We start from the raw sequence: 18,024 nt of genomic DNA on the forward strand, positions 1-18,024 counted from the left end.
CCCCTGGGCCGCCGCCGTTGCCGGCGCGGCGTCCCAGGGGCGATCCGCTTAGTAGATGGCCTTGCCCGAAGCGTCCTTCAGGTTGGCTTTCCAGGCATCCTGCACCAGCTTGACGACGGAGGCCGGCAGCGGCACGTAGTCCAGCTCGGTGGCGGCGGCGCCGCCGTTCTTGAAGGCCCAGTCGAAGAACTTGACCACTTCCTTGCCCTTGGCGGCGTCAGCCTGGTGCTTGTGCATCAGGACGAAGGTCACGCCCGTGATCGGCCACGAGTTCTTGCCGGCCTGGTCGGTCAGCACCACGCCGAAGCCGGGGGTCTTGGCCCACTCGGCCGAGGCGGCAGCGGCCTTGAAGAAATCGTCGTCCGGCTGCAGGAAGTTGCCGTCCTTGTTCTTCAGCTGGGTGTGCGCCATCTTGTTCTTCTTGGCGTAAGCCCACTCCACGTAGCCGATCGAACCCTTGATGCGCTGCACGTTGGCGGCCACGCCTTCATTGCCCTTGCCGCCCACGCCCACCACCCACTTGACGGCGGTGCCGGAACCAATCTTGGTCTTGAATTCGGCGCTGGTCTTGGACAGGAAGTCGGTGAACAGGAAGGAGGTGCCGGAGCCGTCGGCGCGGTGCACCACGGTGATTTCGCTGGCCGGCAGCTTGACGCCCGGATTGATGGCCGCGATTTCCGCGTCATTCCATTGCTTGACCTTACCCAGGTAGATGTCGGCCACGACGGGGCCGGTCAGCTTGAGCTGGCCCGGGGCGATGCCGTCGAGGTTCACCACCGTCACCACGCCGCCCATGATGGCGGGGAATTGCATCAGGCCTTCGGCGTCCAGCTCCTCGGCCTTGAGCGGCATGTCGGAAGCGCCGAAATCGACGGTCTTGGCCTTGATCTGCTTGATGCCGGCGCCCGAGCCGACCGACTGGTAGTTCAGGCCATTGCCGGTGGCGGCCTTGTACGACTCGGCCCACTTGGCCGCGATCGGGTAGATGAAGGTCGAGCCGGCGCCGGTCATGTCGGCGGCCGAAGCGGCGGACGAGAACGCCATCACGGCGGCGGCGCCCACAACCATGGAGGTAAACAACTGTTTCATTCGCATAACAAGTCCTTCAAGAAGATGACAGGGGTTGGAATGCTGCGCAGTCTACCGGCCAAATATGACAGGTTTATGACATCGGTGTAATTCAGTCAAAACAGCGCGGTTACAGTGTAAACAGGGGTGAGTCGCCCAGCATCTTACCCCCTTCTTGTCATAATTGGACGGTTCGGGCGGGCAATTATGACAGCCGATGTCATGGAGTTGTCATATTTGATATTTACACTGGCGCGCTGTGACACAAATGAAGTGATGACAGGCTAGAATCTCTTATCTGCAAAGTGAGCAAGAAAACCATGAAGCCTGATTTGCGCGCGGAAGCTGGCACGTCCAGCATTTTTCTTGATCGGGAACTGTCCCAGCTCGCCTTCAACCGGCGCGTGCTGGCACAGGCCGAAGACCGCAGCATCCCCCTGCTCGAACGGCTGCGCTACCTGTGCATCGCCAGCAGCAACCTGGACGAGTTCTTTGAAGTGCGGGTGGCAAGCCTGCTGGCGGCCGCCAGCGTGGACGGCCCGCTGTCCGAACACCCGGCCCTGGCGGCCACGCTGGGCCGCATCAGCCAGGAATGCCATGCGCTGGTGGAACACCAGTATGAAATCCTGAACCAGGAAGTGTTGCCCCAGTTGCAGGCCAAGGGCGTGCACCTGGTGCGCCACAACGAGCGCAACGAAGCCCAGCGCGCGTGGGTGAAGGAATATTTCGAGCGCGAAGTGCGCCCGCTGCTGACCCCGATCGGCCTGGACCCGGCCCACCCCTTCCCCCAGGTGGTCAACAAGAGCCTCAATTTCATCGTCTCGCTGTCGGGCAAGGATGCGTTCGGGCGCGGCACCGGCATCGCCATCGTCAAGGCGCCGCGCGTGCTGCCGCGCGTGATCCGGCTGCCCGACCATCTGTCCAAAAGCGGCGGCGTGTCGTTCTGCCTGCTCTCATCCATCATCCACGCCCACATCTCCGACCTGTTCGCCGGGCGCGAAGTGATCGCCTATTCCCAGTTCCGCGTCACCCGCGACAGCGACCTGTGGGTGGACGAGGATGAAGTGAAGAACCTGCGCCAGGCCCTCAAGGGCGAACTGCAGGGACGCCAGTTCGGCACCTCGGTGCGGCTGGAAGTGGCGATGAACTGCCCGCCCGAGCTGTCGCAATTCCTGCTCGACCAGTTCGGCCTGCACCAGAGCCGGCTGTACGCCGTCAACGGCCCCGTCAACCTGGTGCGGCTGACGGAGATGATCGACCACGTCAACCATGCCAACCTGCGCTTCCCGCCGTTCTACCCGGGCGTGGGCCGCAAGGCGCCCGGCACCGACATCTTCAGCGAACTGCGCCAGCACGACATCCTGCTGCACCACCCGTTCCAGACCTTCCAGACCGTCATCGACTTCATCCGCAGCGCCGCCCACGACCCGGCCGTGGTGGCCATCAAGCAGACCATCTACCGCACCGGCATGAACTCGGACCTGATGGAATCGCTACTGACGGCCGCCCGCGAAGGCAAGGAAGTGACGGTGATCGTGGAACTGAAGGCGCGCTTCGACGAGGAAGCCAACATCAACTGGGCCGACAAGCTGGAACAGGCCGGCGCCCAGGTGGTGTACGGCGTGGTGGGCCTGAAGACGCACGCCAAGGTGGCGCTGGTGATCCGGCGCGAGGAAGGCGAGCTGCGCTACTACGCCCACCTGGGCACAGGCAACTACCACCCCACCACCACCAAGCTGTACACGGACTTTGGCCTGCTCACCTGCCATCCGCAGATGAGCCAGGAGGTCAACGAGATCTTCATCCACCTGACCAGCCTGACCAAGCCGCACAAGCTGACCCATTTGTGGCTGGCCCCGTTCGCGCTGCAGAACGAGATCATCAAGGCCATCCGCAACGAGGCACGCATCGCGCGCGCGGGACGTCCGGGCCGGATTATTGTTAAAATCAATGCATTGGTAGACGAATCGGTGATACGGGCCCTGTACGCCGCGTCCCGGGATGGCGTCAAGATCGACCTGATCGTGCGCGGCGCCTGCACCCTGAAGCCGGGCGTGCCCGGCCTGTCGGAGAACATCAAGGTACGCTCCATCATCGGCCGCTTCCTCGAACACAGCAGGATCTATTACTTCCGCAACGACCTGGCGCACGACGTGCTGCTGGCCAGCGCGGACTGGATGAGCCGCAACCTGTTCCGCCGCATCGAAGTGGCCTTCCCCGTACTGGACCGGGCCCTCAAGCGGCGCGTGATTGCGGAAGGCTTGAACCCCTATTTGAAGGACAACACCAACGCCTGGGACCTGGAACCGGATGGCCAATACCAGCGCCGCAAGCCACGCGGCAAGCAGGCGCCGTTCGGGGCCCAGCAATTCCTGATGCAGTCGCTGGGCACACCGGCCAGCGAAGCGGGTGATTGAGCGCCGGGGCGGCCCGGCGCCGGTTTCGTTCGAAGGGAGCACAGCATGGACCTGATATTGTGGCGTCACGCCGAGGCCGAGGAAGCCGGCCCCGGACTGTCCGACCTGGAACGGGCCCTGACGGCCAAAGGCCAGAAGCAGGCCCGCCGCATGGGCCAGTGGCTGGACTCCCAGCTGCCCGACAGCTGCCGCGTGCTGGTCAGCCCGGCCGTGCGCGCGCTGCAGACGGCCGAAGCGCTGGGGCGCAAGTACAAGATCCACGCCGACCTGGCGCCGGGCGCCGATCCGGAAGACATCCTCAAGGCGGCCAACTGGCCGGCCGGCCGCGAAGCCGTGCTGATCGTCGGCCACCAGCCCACGCTGGGCCAGACGGCGTCGCTGCTGATGACGGGCGACGAGCAGGAATGGGACATCCGCAAGGCCGGCGCATGGTGGCTGTCGCAGCGCGACCCGGGCGAAGCGCTCAGCGTTTACCTGAAAGCCGTGATGGCCTCAGACCTGGTTGTGAAATGAAAGCGAACGGCTGGGATGGGCTTGCAAAGCGGTAACGATATGCTACAGTGAAAGTGTACCAACTCTAGGGAGCAGCCGTCGTAAGTCGACTGAATGACTATGATCACCTGGTTCACCATGGGCATCTTTGGTGGCATGATCGCCCTGGTTATTTACGAACTCGTGGCAGAAATGCGGGGGAGTAAGCACAAACTGATCGACCGCTATCACGAATAGCATCCAGCTTCATCGAAGCCGTGGCGCCAGCGGCAAGATCCTCGTGGATTTTGCCTCTCGCGCCATTCTCGTTTACACGCTCCCCCGGTTGTCAGCCAGCCCGCGTTTACATCCCCGACTTGAACTTGGTGAACACGCGCGTGACGTGGCGGCGGATGTCGGCCGGCACGGCCTCGGGCGCGGCCATGCGCTGCTTGTCGGCATCGGACAGGAACACGTTCTTGTTGCTGGCGATATCCTTGCGCACGTACTTCATGCTGGCCGTGTTCGGATTGGCGTAGAACACCTTGTTGGTCAGGCTGGCGTGCACCTGGGGCCGCAGAATGTAGTTAATCCACAGCATGGCGTTGTTCGGATGGGGCGCGTCGGCCGGGATGGCCATGGTATCGAACACCAGCGCGGCCGAGGTCTTGGGCACCAGCACTTCGATCACGTTGCCGTTCTTGGCGTCGATGGCGCGCTGGCGCGCGATGTTGATGTCGCCCGACCAGCCCAGCGCCACGCAGACGGCGCCGTTGGCCATGTCATTGATGTAGCCCGAGGAGCTGAACAGGGTCACATAGGGACGGATAGCCTGCAGCATCTTGCCGGCCGCGTCATAATCGGCCGCGTTGGTCGAATAGGCCGGCTTGCCCAGGTAGATCAGCGCGGCCGGCAGCACTTCCGACGGCGAATCGAGGAAGGACACGCCACAGGACTTGAGCTTGGACGCGTACTTGGGGTTGAAGATCAGTTCCCACGCATTGTCGGGCATAGGCATGCCACCCAGCGCCGCCTTGACCTTGTTGACGTTGATGCCGACCGTCGTGTAACCCCACAGCCAGTCGACCAGGTAGTCGTTGTTGGGGTCGATCTTGGACAGCTTGGCCTGGATGGCCGGGTCCAGGTTGCCCAGGTTGCTCAGCTTGGATTTGTCGAGCTTGCGCAGCAGGTGGGCGTCGATCTGCAGCTTGGCCCACTGGGCCGTGGGCACCACGATGTCGTAGCCCGAGTGGCCCGCCACCAGCTTGGAGTTGAGGATCTCGTTGTTGTCGAACAGGTCATAACGGACCTTGATGCCGGTCTCTTTCTCGAAATTTTTGACCGTGTCGTCAGCGATGTAGTCCGACCAGTTGTAGATGTTGAGGACTTTTTCTTCCTGCTGCGCGCGCGCCGCCGGTGCGGCCAGCGCCGCCATCACGGCCGCCGCGGCCAGTCCCAAACCAAACAGCTTGCCCAACCCTTTGCCTGCCATGCCCGCCTCCTGAAGATGGAAATCCTTGTGAAGCCGAAATGATCGGGCATAGTGGTCACGATTGCAAGCGTTGTCCTTCAAGCCAGGAAGTCGAACGCAGTGCCGGTGGCGCCGCCCGTCCCGCCCAGCAATCCGCCGCCGCCCGTCTGGGCCTGCTGGGTGTACAGCGCGGCCAGCGCGTTGGCCTGGGTCGTCAGCGCCTTGGACAGCACGCTGCGCTTGCCGTTGATGGCGGTGATTTCCTTGTTCAGCGTGCTGGCCTCGCGCCGGATCACGCTGTTGTCGGCCGTGAAGGCACCAGCCTTGGCCGCCAGCTGGTCGGCCATGCCCTTGCCGCCGTTGCTCAGCAGTTTGGCCACCCCGCCGGCATCGGCCGCCAGCGCGGCGGCCAGCTTCTTGTCGTCCACTTGCAGGTTGCCGCTGGCGTCCAGCGTCACGCCAGCCTTGGCCAGCGCACCGGCGGCCACGCCATCGCCGCCCGTCTTGAGCAGTTGCGCCATCTGGCGGCTGACTTGGCCCAGCGCCACGTCGCCTTTCAGGTCGCCGCCCTGCAGGGCCAGCATCTTCTGATTCAGTTGGTTGAAGGCCGCCACGAAGGCGCGCACGTTCTTGCCGGTCTGGGTGGCGTCGGGCGTGGTGGTGGCAGCCTTGCCGCCGGCCAGGCTGGCCGCCTGGGCCTGGAACGTGGACAGCGCGCTCTGCAACTGGCCCAGCCCGGACAGGCGGGTCTGGTCGCGGGCCAGCGTGGCGTTGAGCTTGGCCACGCCCGTGTTCTGCGAGCTCAGCGTCTGCTGCACGCGGTTGTAGACGTCGGTCGACGGCGCCGTGCCGGCGGCGTTGTTGGCATTGATGGAGGAAGTGGCCATGGCGGTCCCCAAGGTTGGTGGCCGCCCCGGAAATGACGCCGGCCCTGTCTTGGTTGATTATCCACTATTGCCGAATAATTAAAACAAGGAACAGGGCCGGTTTTCCCCGCCACCAGCGTGCTTGAGGCTGGGCTTGGGGCTAGCGCAGGAACTTGGTGATGGCGTTCAATGCGGCCGGATCGAGGTTGACGAACTGGTAACCGATCTTGAAATGGTCGCCGCTGAAGATGCAATAGCTGACCTTGGAGCGGCAGGTGATGATTTGCGCCTTGCCATCCAAAAACATTTCAAACGACACACTGCCCAGGTGGCCCACCGCCAGCTTGTGCTCGAAGGTGAGCGACATGCCACTGGCGCCAATGTCCAGCGTGCGCGCCGGTTGTGGCGGCATGCCATCCATCACCACCACCGCTTTGGCGCGCATGATCTTGCGCGCCGATGATCTTTGTTCTACTGACACTTCACGTTCCGTTAAATAATAAGAGCGTTCACAAAGTAAAACGGCGCCGCGCGCCGCTTGCCTGCATGGCCAGCCGTGTCATTGCACCGCCGGCACTGACCGCCATTTTACAGGCCAAACGGCATTGGTGTGCCCCGCCACGCCAAGGCGACGCGAATTTTTCGGCGGGACGGGGTCACTGGTGCTCGCGCATGCGGGCGAACGCGTCGTCGATGCGCTCGACGGCGATGATGGTCATGCCTTCGATGGCTTGCTTGGGCGCGTTCGCCTTGGGGATCATGGCCAGCGAGAAGCCCAGCTTGGCCGCCTCGCGCAGGCGTTCCTGGCCGCGCGGCGCGGGCCGGATCTCGCCGGCCAGCCCCACCTCGCCGAACACGACGAAGCCGCGCGGCAGCGCCTTGTTGCGCATCGAGGAATTAATCGCCAGCAGCACGGCCAGGTCGGCCGCCGGTTCCGTGATCTTGACGCCGCCCACGGCGTTGATGAACACGTCCTGGTCGAACGCGGCGATGCCGGCATGGCGGTGCAGCACGGCCAACAGCATGGCCAGCCGGTTCTGCTCCAGGCCGACGGACAGGCGGCGCGCGTTGGGCAAGTGGCTGGCGTCCACCAGCGCCTGGATTTCCACCAGCAGCGGCCGGGTGCCCTCCTGGGTCACCATCACGCAGGAGCCGGGCACCTGGTTGTCGTGCTGGGACAGGAACAGGGCCGACGGGTTGGACACGCCCTTCAAACCCTTCTCCGTCATGGCGAACACGCCCAGTTCATTGACGGCGCCGAAGCGGTTCTTGATGGCGCGCACCAGCCGGAAGCTGGAATGGCTGTCGCCCTCGAAGTACAGCACCGTGTCGACGATGTGTTCGAGCACGCGGGGGCCGGCCAGGGCGCCCTCCTTCGTCACGTGGCCCACCAGGATGATGGTGGTGCCCGTCGTCTTGGCCACGCGCGTGAGCTGGGCCGCGCATTCGCGCACCTGGGCCACGGAACCGGGCGCGGAACTGAGCGCGTCCGAATACATGGTCTGGATCGAATCGATCACGGCCACCTCGGGGCGCAGGTCGGCCAGCGTGCCGAGGATTTTCTCCAGTTGGATTTCAGCCTGCAGCTTCAGTTCCTTGGCATCGATAGCAAGGCGCTTGGCGCGCAGCGCGATCTGGGCGCCCGACTCCTCGCCCGACACATACAGCACGCTTTTCAGGTGCGACAAATTGGCCAGCGCCTGCAGCAGCAGCGTCGATTTGCCGATACCGGGGTCGCCGCCGATCAGCACCACGCCGCCGGCCACCAGGCCGCCACCGAGCACACGGTCGAATTCCTCGATGCCAGTGCCGAAGCGGGGCACGTCGATGGCATCGATGTCGGCCAGCGACAGCACGGGCGCCGTCTGCGCCAGCGCCTGGTGCTGGATGTTCGAATAACGGTTGGCACCGGGGCTGTCGGGCACCGTCTCCACCATGGTGTTCCACTGCTGGCACGCGCTGCACTGGCCGGTCCACTTGCTGCTTATGGCGCCGCAGTCGCTGCAGGTGTAATTGGTCTTGACCTTGGCCATATCAGCCTTCGATCACGCGTACGCGCGGCGCCAGCGCGCACATGAGTTCATAGCCGATGGTGCCGGCCGCCTCGGCCACCTCGTCGATCGGCATGCCCTTGCCCCACAGGGTCACGGCGCTGCCCACGCGGGCCTGGGGAACCGGGGTCAGGTCCACGGTCAGCATGTCCATCGAGACGCGGCCCACGAGGCGGGTGCGCACGCCGTCCACCAGCACCGGGGTGCCCAGCGGCGCGTGGCGCGGATAGCCGTCCGCGTAGCCGCAGGCCACCACGCCCACGCGCATCGGACCGTCGGCCCGGAAGCGGCTGCCGTAACCCACCATGTCCCCGGCCTGGATATCCTGGATGCCGATGATTTCACTGGACAGCGTCATGGTCGGTTGCAGGCCGAATTCGGCCGCGCTCTTGCCGCCCGGCGTGCCGCCGTACAACATGATGCCGGGCCGCACCCAGTCGTTGGCCAGGACGTCGGCCAGCTCGCCAGCCTGCAGCACGCCGGCCGAGTTGGACAGGCTGCGCGCGCCCGGCAAACCGGCCGTGCCCAGCTGGAAGCGGCGGATCTGCTCGCGGATCGGCAGTCCGGGGTGGGCCAGTTCGTCGGCATTGGCGAAGTGGGTCATCATGGTGATCTCGCCCACGCAATCGAGGGCGCGCAGGCGCGCGTGGGCGGCTGCGAACGCTTCGGGCTTAAAACCGAGGCGGTTCATGCCGGTGTTCATCTTCAGGTGCAGGTTCAGCTTGCGCGGCAGCCTGGCCGCTTCCAGCCAGGCGATCTGCTCGTCGCAGTGGACGGCGCCATTGAGGTCGTACTGCGCCATCGTCTGCAGGTCGGACGCGTCGAAAAAGCCCTCCAGCAGCATGATCGGCTTGGTCCACCCCAGTTCGCGCAGGCGCACGGCGTTGTCGAATTCGATCAGGGCCAGGCCGTCGGCCGCCGCGAAACCGCGCATGGCCCGCTCCAGCCCGTGGCCATAGCCGTTGGCCTTGACCACGCCCCAGGCCTTGGCGTGCGGCGTGCATTGCCGGGCGCGGGCCAGGTTGTGCTGCATGGATTCGAGGTGGATGGTTGCAACTATCGGCCGTGGCATAGGAGAAATCGGGGCGGGATGAAGGAAGCCGTATTTTACCGGAGCCCGTCCATTCTGCGCGGGTCCACTTCGCGCGCCACGCTGGGACCACCGCGCGCCCGGCGGCGCCATCGCTGATGTCAGGGCGGCCGCCGGTTTGCTTCGGATCGCTGGGCATTTATGGTATAAAGCATGCCAGATAAGCTTTCAGGTCTCCCGTATGAATCGTGGTTTTTATACCATCATGGCAGCGCAGTTCTTTTCGTCCCTGGCGGACAATGCGCTGCTGTTTGTTGCGATCGACCTGTTGATCAGCATGAAGTCGCCCGGCTGGATCACGCCGCTGCTGAAATTGTCATTCGTGCTGTTTTATGTGCTGCTGGCCGCCTTCGTGGGCGCGTTCGCCGATTCGCTGCCCAAGGGCCGGGTCATGTTCATCGCCAACCTGATCAAGATTTCCGGTTGCCTGCTGATCTTCTTCGACGTGCATCCGCTGCTGGCCTACGCCGTGGTGGGCTTTGGCGCGGCCGTCTACTCGCCGGCCAAATACGGCATCCTGACCGAGCTGCTGCCGCCGGAAAAACTGGTGGCGGCCAATGGCTGGATCGAAGGCTTGACCGTGGCCTCCATCATCTTCGGCACTGTGATGGGCGGCGCGCTGGTGAGCGGGCGCACCTCGGCCTTCCTGCTCAGTTTCGACATGCCGTTCTTCGACACCGGCGTCGACACGCCGACGGAAGCGGCGCTGTGCGTGGTGGTGGGCATCTACGTGCTGGCCACCCTGTTCAACCTGAAAATCCCGGACACGGGCTGCAAATACCCGCACCAGGAACACAATCCGATCAAGCTGGTGACCGACTTCGCCAATTGCTACGGCCTGCTGTGGAAGGACAAGCTGGGCCAGATCTCGCTGGCCGTGACCACCCTGTTCTGGGGCGCGGCGGCCACCTTGCAGTTCATCGTGCTGGAATGGGCCAAGAAATCGCTGCACCTGCCGTATGACAAAGCCACCAGCCTGGTGGGCGTGGTGGCCATTGGCGTGGCCGCCGGCGCCGTGCTGTCGGCCTGCTTCATTTCACTGCGCAAGTCGTTGAGCGTGATCCCGCTCGGCATCGCCATGGGCGGCATCGTGATGGGCATGACGCTGGTCCATTCCGTGTGGCTGGCCTACCCGCTGCTGATCTTCGTCGGCGTGCTGTCGGGCTTCTTCCTGGTGCCGATGAACGCGCTGCTGCAGCACCGGGGCCACGTCCTGATGAGCGCCGGCCATTCGATCGCGGTGCAGAACTTCAACGAGAACCTGTCGATCCTGACCATGCTGGCCATCTACTCGCTGATGCTGCGCCTGCACCTGGAGCTGGACGCCATCATCATCCTGTTCGGCCTGTTCGTGGCCGGCATCATGCTGTTCATCATGCGCAAGCATGCGGCCAACCAGCGCGAGCATGATTCGCTGTCGCTGATCGGCGAAATGAAACACTAAGGCTTCACGACGGCAGCGTGCCGGCCAGCCGGCGCGCCGCCGCCTGCGCGCGCCAGTCATCGGGCACCACGAAGCCGCGCGCGCACTCCACCCACCAGTCGCCCTGCGGCGCCACCACCGCCACCATCTGCGGCGCGGCCACCGTCGCCATGTGGCGTTCCAGCGTCTCGCGCAACTCGGCCCCGTCCAGCACCGGCGCGGTGGCCAGTGGCGCCTTCATGGGCGCCAGCCACTCCAGGCGCGGCATCAGCATGAAGCGCTCCCCTTCCAGCCCCGCCAGCTCGCTCAAGGTGAACCAGAAGCCATGGCAATGCGGTTGCGAGATGCCGTCCAGTGCGCGCCACACCCCGCCCGGATAGAACAGCCAGCCCTTGACCAGCGCCTGCGCGCAATCGACCGGCTGCGGCAGCAGCGCTTGCGCGGCCGGATGGCTGGCCAGCGCCAGCTGCTTGTCGAGGATCTTGCGCATCTTGGCGCCCAGCGTATCCGCGAGATTGGGGCCGATCAGGCAATTGAAGCTGCCATCGTCCACCGCCAGCGGCGGCGCACTATCGAGCAGATAGAATTTTGTCGCCAGTTCCCAGTGCAGCAAGCGCTGGCCGTCGCGCAGCAGGAAGTCGAACTCACCCACCGTGTCGTTGCGGTTGGCGCGCACCTGCAGGCCGTGCGCGACCAGCAGGCCGTGCTGCTGGAAGTAGAAGGCCATCAGCTTTTCGGCGTACAAACCGAGGCGGGAATAGGAACGCTGGCCCAGCGCGGCGTCCAGCGGGGCCGGATCGGCTTCCAGTGCGGCCAGCCAGTCGGCCACGGCCGGTGCCACCGCGCCGAGCGTGGCGATGCGGCCGCGCCAGTGCGGCGAGGCCGGGTCCAGCAGGTCCGGCGCGTCCAGCAGCCAGGCCAGCGCCCGCACGTGGGAACGGGTCAAATGGCCCCAGCGGCGCTCATAACGCGCCTGGCAAGTATCGGCGCTGGCGTCAGGCGGCGTGGTCACGCGTGGCCCTGGCCAGGCACAGGTCGGCCCATGCCTTGGCCTTGTCTTCCGGCCGGCGCAGCAGGTCGGCCGGATGGTAGGTGGCGACGACGGGCAGCTCACCGTAGCGGTGCACCTTGCCGCGTGAGGCCACGCCCAACAGGCCCTTGGCGGCAGCCCCGCCGAAGGTGAGCACCATGCCGGCGCCGGTCAGCGCCAGCTCCCGTTCCAGGAACGGGCGGCAGGCGGCCACTTCGTCCGGCGTGGGCGCGCGGTCGGCGCCGTCGTCGCCAGCCGGACGGCATTTGACGAGGCCAGTCAGGTAGACGTCCGATTCCGTCGTCAGGCCGATCGCCTTCAGCATATTGTCGAGCAATTGGCCCGCTTCGCCGGCCACGGCGCGCCCTTCCTTTTCGTCGAGCCGTGTTGGCGCGGCGGTGATCGCCATCCATTGCGCGCCCGTGTGGCCACGGCCCTGCACGGTGGCCCGGCGCGTGGCGCACAGGTCGCAGCGGGTGCAACTGGCGATGGCTGCCTTCAACGCCGGCCAGTCCATGGCGGCGATGGCCTGCTCGCTGACCGGCGCCGGACGGGCCGGAGCGGGAGCATCGTCGAACCAGGCCGTGGATTCATCCATGCCGATGTCGGCGGCCGATGCGTTGGCGAGATCGAGTGCGGCGGCATCGTCGGCGGCGCCGGGGATGGCGGCAGAGGCGGCGGCTACAGGCGCTTCAACCGGCACGGCAGCCGGAACAATGGGCGGAACAGATACCGGCGCCGTTTCTACGGCAGCGGCATCGACCTCGCGCGCGGGCATGAGTGCAGGCGCGGACGCGGACGCGGACGCGGCTACGGCTGCTAGTGCTGGTGCTGGCGCTGCTGCGGATGCGGATGCGGATGCGGATTCTGGCGCGGGCGCGGCTGCGGGTGCGGTCGCCTCCACCTGCGCGGTTGCCGGCTGCGGCGCAACCATAGGACCGGGCGTATCGGCGGCCACCGGAGCATGCACCTGCGGCGCGGGCGCGACCGCCTGCGCTGGCACTGGTGCTTCCGTCAATTCATTTGGCACCTCGGGCGACTCTGGCGCCGGATGGCGCAACCGCCACTGGGGCCCGACGCCCATCTCATCGAGAAAAACGGCACTGCGCGCAGACAGCTGACTCATATACCGAACCGCATCACGATCGCGTCCTCGCGTTGTTGATTGGCAGCCGGGTAGTAGGCCTTGCGCCGACCGATCTGCTGGAAACCATAGCGCTGGTAGATTTCCAGCGCCCGCGTGTTCGATGGCCGCACTTCCAGCAGCACCGATTCCATGCCCAGCCCGCGCGCGCACGCGACGGCCTGATTCAGCAGGAAGCGCCCCAGCCCCTGGCCCTGGCGCTCGGCCGACACGGCCACGTTCAGCAGGTGGGCCTCATCGACGATCGCCATCAGCAGGAAGTAACCCAGCAACTCACCGGCCGCGTCGCGCAGCACCCAGGCCTGGTAGCCGCTGGCCAGCGAATCGTCGAAATTGGCGCGGCTCCACGGATGCGGATAGACGGTCTGCTCCAGCGCCACCACATCATCCAGATCGGATGCCTGCATCGGTTCATACTGAAGCCGGGCCAGATCCCACACAGGCTTCATGCGCCTGCTCCATTCGCCTGAGCCGCCTTGGCCGCGTTCATGTCACGGCGTTCGGCGCTGGTGTAGGCGATCTTGTTGCGCAGGTAGAGCGGCTGCGCCTCTTCGGCCGACACGGTGCGGCCAGCGGCGAAGGCCACGGCGGCCAGTTGCGCGATCTGCGCCGCGTGCGGCATCACCTCGCCGTGGGCCGACGGCGCACAGGCCAGGCCGGACAAGGCCTCGGCATAGGCCGTAAAGCCATTGCCGCAAGCGGCAGGCAGTCCTTGCGGCTGCACCGCCTCCGGCGCCGCCAGCGCGGGCGCCAGCACCACCGATGGCGCCACCGCGCCCGATTCAAAGCGATACTGCGCCCAATAGACTTCACCCATGCGCGCATCGAGCACGGTCAACACCTCGTCCGCACCGAATTGCTGGTGGCAAGCCAACGCCATCGCGTCCAGCGTCACCACCGGCACCACGGGCAGGCCGGCGCCGAACGCCAGGCCTTGCGCCACGCCGCATGCGGTGCGCACGCCGGTGAACGAGCCGGGGCCGGAGCCATAGGCGATGGCGTCGCACTGCTTGAGCGCGATGCCGGCTTCGGCCAGCAGCTCCTGCACCATCGGCAAAATGGACTGGGAATGGGTACGCACGCCGGAGGACGCGCGGGCAATCACGGCCCCATCGCGCAGCAGCGCGCAGGAAGCCAGTTCGGAGGAAGTTTCAATGGCGAGTATCGTAGGCATCCCGTATTTTAACCTGCACTCCCCCGATTCGGGCCAGAAACGGCCCTTTTGGGCACCCTGGCCAAGCCCCTTCCACTGCGCCCCAGGCCACGGCCATGTAGAATACGCAGGTTTGGCGCTGCGGGCGCCTCCGATAGCCGATTGACCATGCACAGCCTGACCCTCAGCACCGATAACCACCGCGACATCGCCGCCGCCCTAGCGGGCGAGCGCTGGATCGTGGCCTGCCTTTGCGCCGCCTGGTGCGGCACCTGCTCCTCGTATCGCGCCACGTTTGAGGAACTGGCGGCGCGCCATCCGGACAAGTGTTTCGTGTGGGTGGACATCGAGGACAATGCGGACGTGGTCGGTGAACTGGACGTGGAAAACTTCCCTACCCTGTTGATCCAGCATGGCGAGCAGGTGGCCTTCTTCGGCACCATGCTGCCCGACGCGAACCTGGCACACCGCCTGGTGCAGGCCCAGTCGGCCCAGAGCGACGAAGAACTGGCTGCGCTGACGGCCGCCAGCGAGGAACGCCGCCAATGGCAGCGCGACTGCAACCTGCGCACGCTGCTGCGCGCCGCGCGCGGCTGATTATTTCAACTGAAGATTACGCTGGCACCTGCCAGCGCAACAGCATATCCTCGGCCAGCAAGGGCTTGCTGTATAAATAACCCTGCGCCAGACGGCAGCCCTGGCGCAACAGGAAGGCGGCCTGCTCCTCCGTCTCCACCCCTTCCGCGATCACGGAAAGATTCATGCTCTTGCCGAGCTGGATGATGGCGATCGCGATCGCCTCATCGTTCACGTCCGTTGAAATATCCTGGATGAAGGAACGGTCGATCTTCAGCGTCTGCACCGGCAGCTGCTTGAGGTAGGCCAGCGACGAATAGCCGGTACCGAAATCGTCGATCGCCAGTCCCACGCCGATCGAGTGCAGGTCGTTGATGAAGTTGAGCGCGTCGCCCGTGTTCATGATGACGGACTCCGTCACTTCCAGTTGCAGCCGCTCCGGCTCCAGCCCCGTCTCGCGCAGGATCTCAGCCACCATGTTGACGATACTACCGCGCTCGAACTGCTTGACCGACAGGTTGACGGCGATCTTGGGCACGTGCAGCCCCGCCTCCTGCCAGCGCACCATCTGGCGGCAGGCCTCGTACAGCACCCACTTGCCCAGCTGGTTGATGAAGCCCGTGTCCTCGGCCAGCGGAATGAAACGCACCGGCGGCACCAGGCCCAGTTCCGGATGGTTCCAGCGCACCAGCGCCTCCACACCCACCAGCCGTCCCGTGTCGATCTCCACCTGCGGCTGGTAGTTGAGGAAGATCTCCTCCTTCTCGATCGAGCGGCGCAGGAAAGTCTCCAGCCGCAAGCGCTCGACGCCCTCGCCCGTCATGGACGGCGCATAGAAGCTGTAGCCATTGCGTCCACGCGCCTTGGCCTGGTACATGGCCACGTCGGCATTACGGATCAGCATATTGAGGTCGGTGGCATCAGTCGGGAACAGGCTGATGCCCACGCTGCAGGTGACGAACAGTTCGTGACCTGCGACCATAAACGGCTGTTCGAACATGGCCACCAGTTTTTCCGCCACCAGGCTGGCGCTGTACTGGCCGTCCACATCCTCCAGCAGCACGATGAATTCATCGCCGCCCAGGCGGGCCAGCGTGTCGCCCTCGCGCAGCTTTTCCTGCAGCGCCTTGGCCACCTGCTTGAGCAGCTCGTCGCCGATGTGGTGGCCCAGCGTGTCGTTGACGTTCTTGAAGCGGTCCAGGTCGATGAACAGCAGCGCCAGTTGTTCGTTGTCGCGCGTGGCCCGCTGCAACGCGTGCTGCAGCCGGTCATTGAACAGCAAGCGGTTCGGCAAGGCAGTGAGCGGATCGTGGTGCGCCAGGTGGTCGAGTTTTTCCTGCGATTCCTTGACCTGCGTGATGTCGCTGAACACACCCACGTAGTGCGTGGTCTGGCCCCGGTTGTCGCGCACCGCGCTCACCGTCAGCCATTCCAGATACAGTTCGCCGCTCTTGCGCAGGTTCCAGATCTCGCCGCGCCAGAAGCCGGTGGTCACCAGTTCCGTCCACAGGTTCTGGTAAAACGCCTCGTCGTGGCGTCCCGAGCGCGTGAGCGTGCGGTCCTTGCCCAGCGCTTCCTGCTCGCTGTAGCCGGTGATCTGGGTGAAGGCCGGATTGACGGCGACGATCTTGCCGTCCGCGTCCACCACCATCACGCCGTCGGCGATATGCTCCAGCACCGTGGCCGACAGCCGCAGCTTCTCTTCGGCCTCCTTGCGGGCCGAGATATCGGCGTAGACCCAGATGCTGCCCTCGTTGGGGCGGTTCTGGTCGATCGCGCAGCCGCTCACCATGCACCAGAACAGGCTGCCGTCCTTGCGCCGGTAGTGGCGCTCCTCGCTGAAATAGTCGCCCGAGGCCAGCGACGAATACTGGCGCGCGCCGGCCGCCTCGAAATCGAAGGCGTTGGGGAACACCATGGCGGTGGAATTGCCGGTCATGGCGCCCGGCTCGTAGCCGAACAATTCTTCGCAGCGGCGGTTGACGGACACGATCACGCGGTTACGCACGAACATCACGCCGAACATCACGTTATCGAGAATGGCGCTCTGCTCGGCCAGCAGGGCTTCGATGCGCATCTCGTTGTGCTTGCGCTGGCTGATGTCGGAGATGATGCCGTCCACCCAGGGCGCGCCGCCCTCGCCGTCGGCCACCTGCGGCTGGCCATTCTCGGCCACCCAGCGCTCGGTACCGGTGGCGTCGATGATGCGATATTCGATCTCGTACGGCTGGCCGTCGCGCACGGCCTGGGTCACGCAGCGGCGCTGCGCCTTGCGGTCTTCCGGGCAGATCAGGTTGGCCCAGGCGTGGGTGGTGCTGCGCATGAACTGGGCCGCCGAATAGCCGGAGATGTCCTCGATGGCGTCGGACACGAAGTCGATCGGGCCGTCCGGGCGGAAGCGGAACACGGCGCCCGGCACCTGGGTAACGATGGTGCGGAAGCGCTCCTCGCGCTGGCCGATGTCCTCGAACAGGTGCTTGATGGCCACCCGCATCTGCTCCAGCTGGCCTGCCAGCCGCCCCAGCTCGTCGCTGCCGGTCAGGTCGAGCCGGGTTTCGAAGTCGCCATGGGACAGGCGGTCGGAGAAGCGCATCAGCTTGCGCAGGGGCTTGAGCAGGCGCTTGTTCAGGAACAGCACGATCAGCAGCAGCGACACGGTGAGCTGGGCCGCCAGCACGAACACATAGGACAGCTGCTTCTCGCGCAAGTCCTGCTGGCTGCGCGCGTCGTCCATCTCGACCATGATGCGGCCGATATGCTCGCCGCGCACGAGGATTTCGCGCTCGGCACGGAACACCTGGCCGGTGGCGCGGCGCGGCGATTGCACGCTGATGAACTGGGTGTCGGCCTGGCCCGTCACCTCCACCTGCAGCACGGAGCGGTCGCGCATGACGGATTCGACCAGCGAATGGGCCGATTCCGCGTTCATGTTCCACAGCGATTCCTGCATGCCCAGCGCCAGGATGTCGGCGTTGCGCTGCAGCGCCTCGTTCAGCGCGACCTTGGCCGACTGCTGCTCGTGCACGCCGATCAGCAGATAGCTGCCTATCATGGCCGGAATCACCAGGCCGCCGAACACCACCAGCAGCAGTGCGCCATAGATGGACAGGCCGTACAGCGCGGTCAGCCGCTTGCGCACCTGCTGGTAGAGGGCACTGGTCATGCATGCGCCGCGTCGCCGCGGCCTGTTTGATCGGTTTGCATCGTCACGCTGAGTAGGTTGGATTTTTGTGTTTGTCCTGCACGGAATTATGCACGGAAAGA

Annotated in this window: 15 protein-coding genes; 4 read left to right on the forward strand and 11 right to left on the reverse strand. The window is 65.2% G+C overall.

Annotation, left to right across the window (positions count from 1 at the left end; genetic code table 11):
- Positions 1-48: 48 nt before the first annotated feature.
- Positions 49-1,095 carry a phosphate ABC transporter substrate-binding protein PstS gene (gene pstS / locus H3H37_RS02165; protein WP_182159653.1) on the reverse strand — a complete coding sequence of 349 codons (1,047 nt, stop codon included), beginning with the start codon at positions 1,093-1,095 and terminating at the stop codon, positions 49-51.
- Between the two features lie 293 nt (positions 1,096-1,388).
- Here pstS and ppk1 point away from each other — a divergent pair, with 293 nt between their 5' ends.
- Entirely contained in the window at positions 1,389-3,485 is a 2,097-nt protein-coding gene (gene ppk1, locus H3H37_RS02170) for a polyphosphate kinase 1 (RefSeq protein ID WP_182159656.1), read from the forward strand.
- Between the two features lie 45 nt (positions 3,486-3,530).
- Positions 3,531-3,998 (forward strand): phosphohistidine phosphatase SixA, encoded by a 468-nt coding sequence (sixA, locus tag H3H37_RS02175; protein ID WP_182159658.1) that lies wholly within the window; start codon positions 3,531-3,533, stop codon positions 3,996-3,998.
- 322 nt (positions 3,999-4,320) lie between these two features.
- Here sixA and H3H37_RS02180 read toward each other — a convergent pair whose 3' ends face one another.
- From H3H37_RS02180 to alr, 5 genes are all read right to left on the reverse strand, one after another.
- Complete coding sequence (locus tag H3H37_RS02180; RefSeq protein ID WP_182159661.1) at positions 4,321-5,448, reverse strand: extracellular solute-binding protein; 1,128 nt, start codon at positions 5,446-5,448, stop codon at positions 4,321-4,323.
- Positions 5,449-5,525: 77 nt separating this feature from the next.
- The gene (fliD, locus tag H3H37_RS02185; protein ID WP_182159664.1) at positions 5,526-6,314 is read right to left on the reverse strand and encodes a flagellar filament capping protein FliD; all 789 of its coding nucleotides are present in this window, start codon (positions 6,312-6,314) and stop codon (positions 5,526-5,528) included.
- Between the two features lie 139 nt (positions 6,315-6,453).
- The gene (locus H3H37_RS02190) at positions 6,454-6,774 is read right to left on the reverse strand and encodes a PilZ domain-containing protein (RefSeq protein ID WP_182159667.1); all 321 of its coding nucleotides are present in this window, start codon (positions 6,772-6,774) and stop codon (positions 6,454-6,456) included.
- Between the two features lie 175 nt (positions 6,775-6,949).
- The gene (gene radA, locus H3H37_RS02195; RefSeq protein WP_182159670.1) at positions 6,950-8,326 is read right to left on the reverse strand and encodes a DNA repair protein RadA; all 1,377 of its coding nucleotides are present in this window, start codon (positions 8,324-8,326) and stop codon (positions 6,950-6,952) included.
- A gap of 1 nt (position 8,327) precedes the next feature.
- The gene (gene alr, locus H3H37_RS02200) at positions 8,328-9,416 is read right to left on the reverse strand and encodes an alanine racemase (protein WP_182159672.1); all 1,089 of its coding nucleotides are present in this window, start codon (positions 9,414-9,416) and stop codon (positions 8,328-8,330) included.
- Between the two features lie 199 nt (positions 9,417-9,615).
- Between alr and lplT the strand changes: the two genes are divergently transcribed.
- The gene (lplT, locus tag H3H37_RS02205; protein ID WP_182159675.1) at positions 9,616-10,878 is read left to right on the forward strand and encodes a lysophospholipid transporter LplT; all 1,263 of its coding nucleotides are present in this window, start codon (positions 9,616-9,618) and stop codon (positions 10,876-10,878) included.
- 4 nt (positions 10,879-10,882) lie between these two features.
- Here the strand turns inward: lplT and H3H37_RS02210 are convergent, their stop codons facing one another.
- From H3H37_RS02210 to tsaB, 4 genes are all read right to left on the reverse strand, one after another.
- Complete coding sequence (locus H3H37_RS02210) at positions 10,883-11,869, reverse strand: DUF1853 family protein (protein WP_311197380.1); 987 nt, start codon at positions 11,867-11,869, stop codon at positions 10,883-10,885.
- Positions 11,853-12,590 (reverse strand): uracil-DNA glycosylase, encoded by a 738-nt coding sequence (locus H3H37_RS25700; RefSeq protein ID WP_311197381.1) that lies wholly within the window; start codon positions 12,588-12,590, stop codon positions 11,853-11,855. The genes H3H37_RS02210 and H3H37_RS25700 overlap by 17 nt, the downstream gene beginning before the upstream one ends.
- A gap of 419 nt (positions 12,591-13,009) precedes the next feature.
- A complete protein-coding gene (gene rimI, locus H3H37_RS02220; RefSeq protein ID WP_182159678.1) occupies positions 13,010-13,480 on the reverse strand; it encodes a ribosomal protein S18-alanine N-acetyltransferase in 471 nt (156 codons plus the stop codon).
- Positions 13,477-14,205 (reverse strand): tRNA (adenosine(37)-N6)-threonylcarbamoyltransferase complex dimerization subunit type 1 TsaB, encoded by a 729-nt coding sequence (tsaB, locus tag H3H37_RS02225; RefSeq protein ID WP_182159681.1) that lies wholly within the window; start codon positions 14,203-14,205, stop codon positions 13,477-13,479. Before tsaB ends, rimI begins: the two co-directional genes overlap by 4 nt.
- 147 nt (positions 14,206-14,352) lie before the next feature.
- On the opposite strand from tsaB, the gene H3H37_RS02230 reads away from it, so the two are divergent.
- Positions 14,353-14,781, forward strand: coding sequence for a thioredoxin family protein (locus tag H3H37_RS02230; RefSeq protein ID WP_182159685.1), 429 nt, complete (start codon positions 14,353-14,355; stop codon positions 14,779-14,781).
- Positions 14,782-14,797: 16 nt separating this feature from the next.
- On the opposite strand, the gene H3H37_RS02235 is transcribed toward H3H37_RS02230, so the two are convergent.
- Entirely contained in the window at positions 14,798-17,923 is a 3,126-nt protein-coding gene (locus tag H3H37_RS02235) for an EAL domain-containing protein (protein WP_182159688.1), read from the reverse strand.
- Between the last annotated feature and the right edge of the window lie 101 nt (positions 17,924-18,024).

Source organism: Rugamonas brunnea, from assembly GCF_014042345.1.
Classification (GTDB): Bacteria; Pseudomonadota; Gammaproteobacteria; order Burkholderiales; family Burkholderiaceae_D; genus Rugamonas; species Rugamonas brunnea.

What these genes read in the sequence shown, in the direction of transcription:
- ppk1 (WP_182159656.1), top strand. Translation starts at nt 1,389, where the DNA reads ATGAAGCCTGATTTGCGCGCGGAAGCTGGCACGTCCAGCATTTTTCTT.
- fliD (WP_182159664.1), bottom strand. Translation starts at nt 6,314, where the DNA reads ATGGCCACTTCCTCCATCAATGCCAACAACGCCGCCGGCACGGCGCCG.
- pstS (WP_182159653.1), bottom strand. Translation starts at nt 1,095, where the DNA reads ATGCGAATGAAACAGTTGTTTACCTCCATGGTTGTGGGCGCCGCCGCC.
- tsaB (WP_182159681.1), bottom strand. Translation starts at nt 14,205, where the DNA reads ATGCCTACGATACTCGCCATTGAAACTTCCTCCGAACTGGCTTCCTGC.
- radA (WP_182159670.1), bottom strand. Translation starts at nt 8,326, where the DNA reads ATGGCCAAGGTCAAGACCAATTACACCTGCAGCGACTGCGGCGCCATA.
- alr (WP_182159672.1), bottom strand. Translation starts at nt 9,416, where the DNA reads ATGCCACGGCCGATAGTTGCAACCATCCACCTCGAATCCATGCAGCAC.
- H3H37_RS02230 (WP_182159685.1), top strand. Translation starts at nt 14,353, where the DNA reads ATGCACAGCCTGACCCTCAGCACCGATAACCACCGCGACATCGCCGCC.
- H3H37_RS02235 (WP_182159688.1), bottom strand. Translation starts at nt 17,923, where the DNA reads ATGACCAGTGCCCTCTACCAGCAGGTGCGCAAGCGGCTGACCGCGCTG.
- lplT (WP_182159675.1), top strand. Translation starts at nt 9,616, where the DNA reads ATGAATCGTGGTTTTTATACCATCATGGCAGCGCAGTTCTTTTCGTCC.
- rimI (WP_182159678.1), bottom strand. Translation starts at nt 13,480, where the DNA reads ATGAAGCCTGTGTGGGATCTGGCCCGGCTTCAGTATGAACCGATGCAG.
- H3H37_RS02180 (WP_182159661.1), bottom strand. Translation starts at nt 5,448, where the DNA reads ATGGCAGGCAAAGGGTTGGGCAAGCTGTTTGGTTTGGGACTGGCCGCG.
- sixA (WP_182159658.1), top strand. Translation starts at nt 3,531, where the DNA reads ATGGACCTGATATTGTGGCGTCACGCCGAGGCCGAGGAAGCCGGCCCC.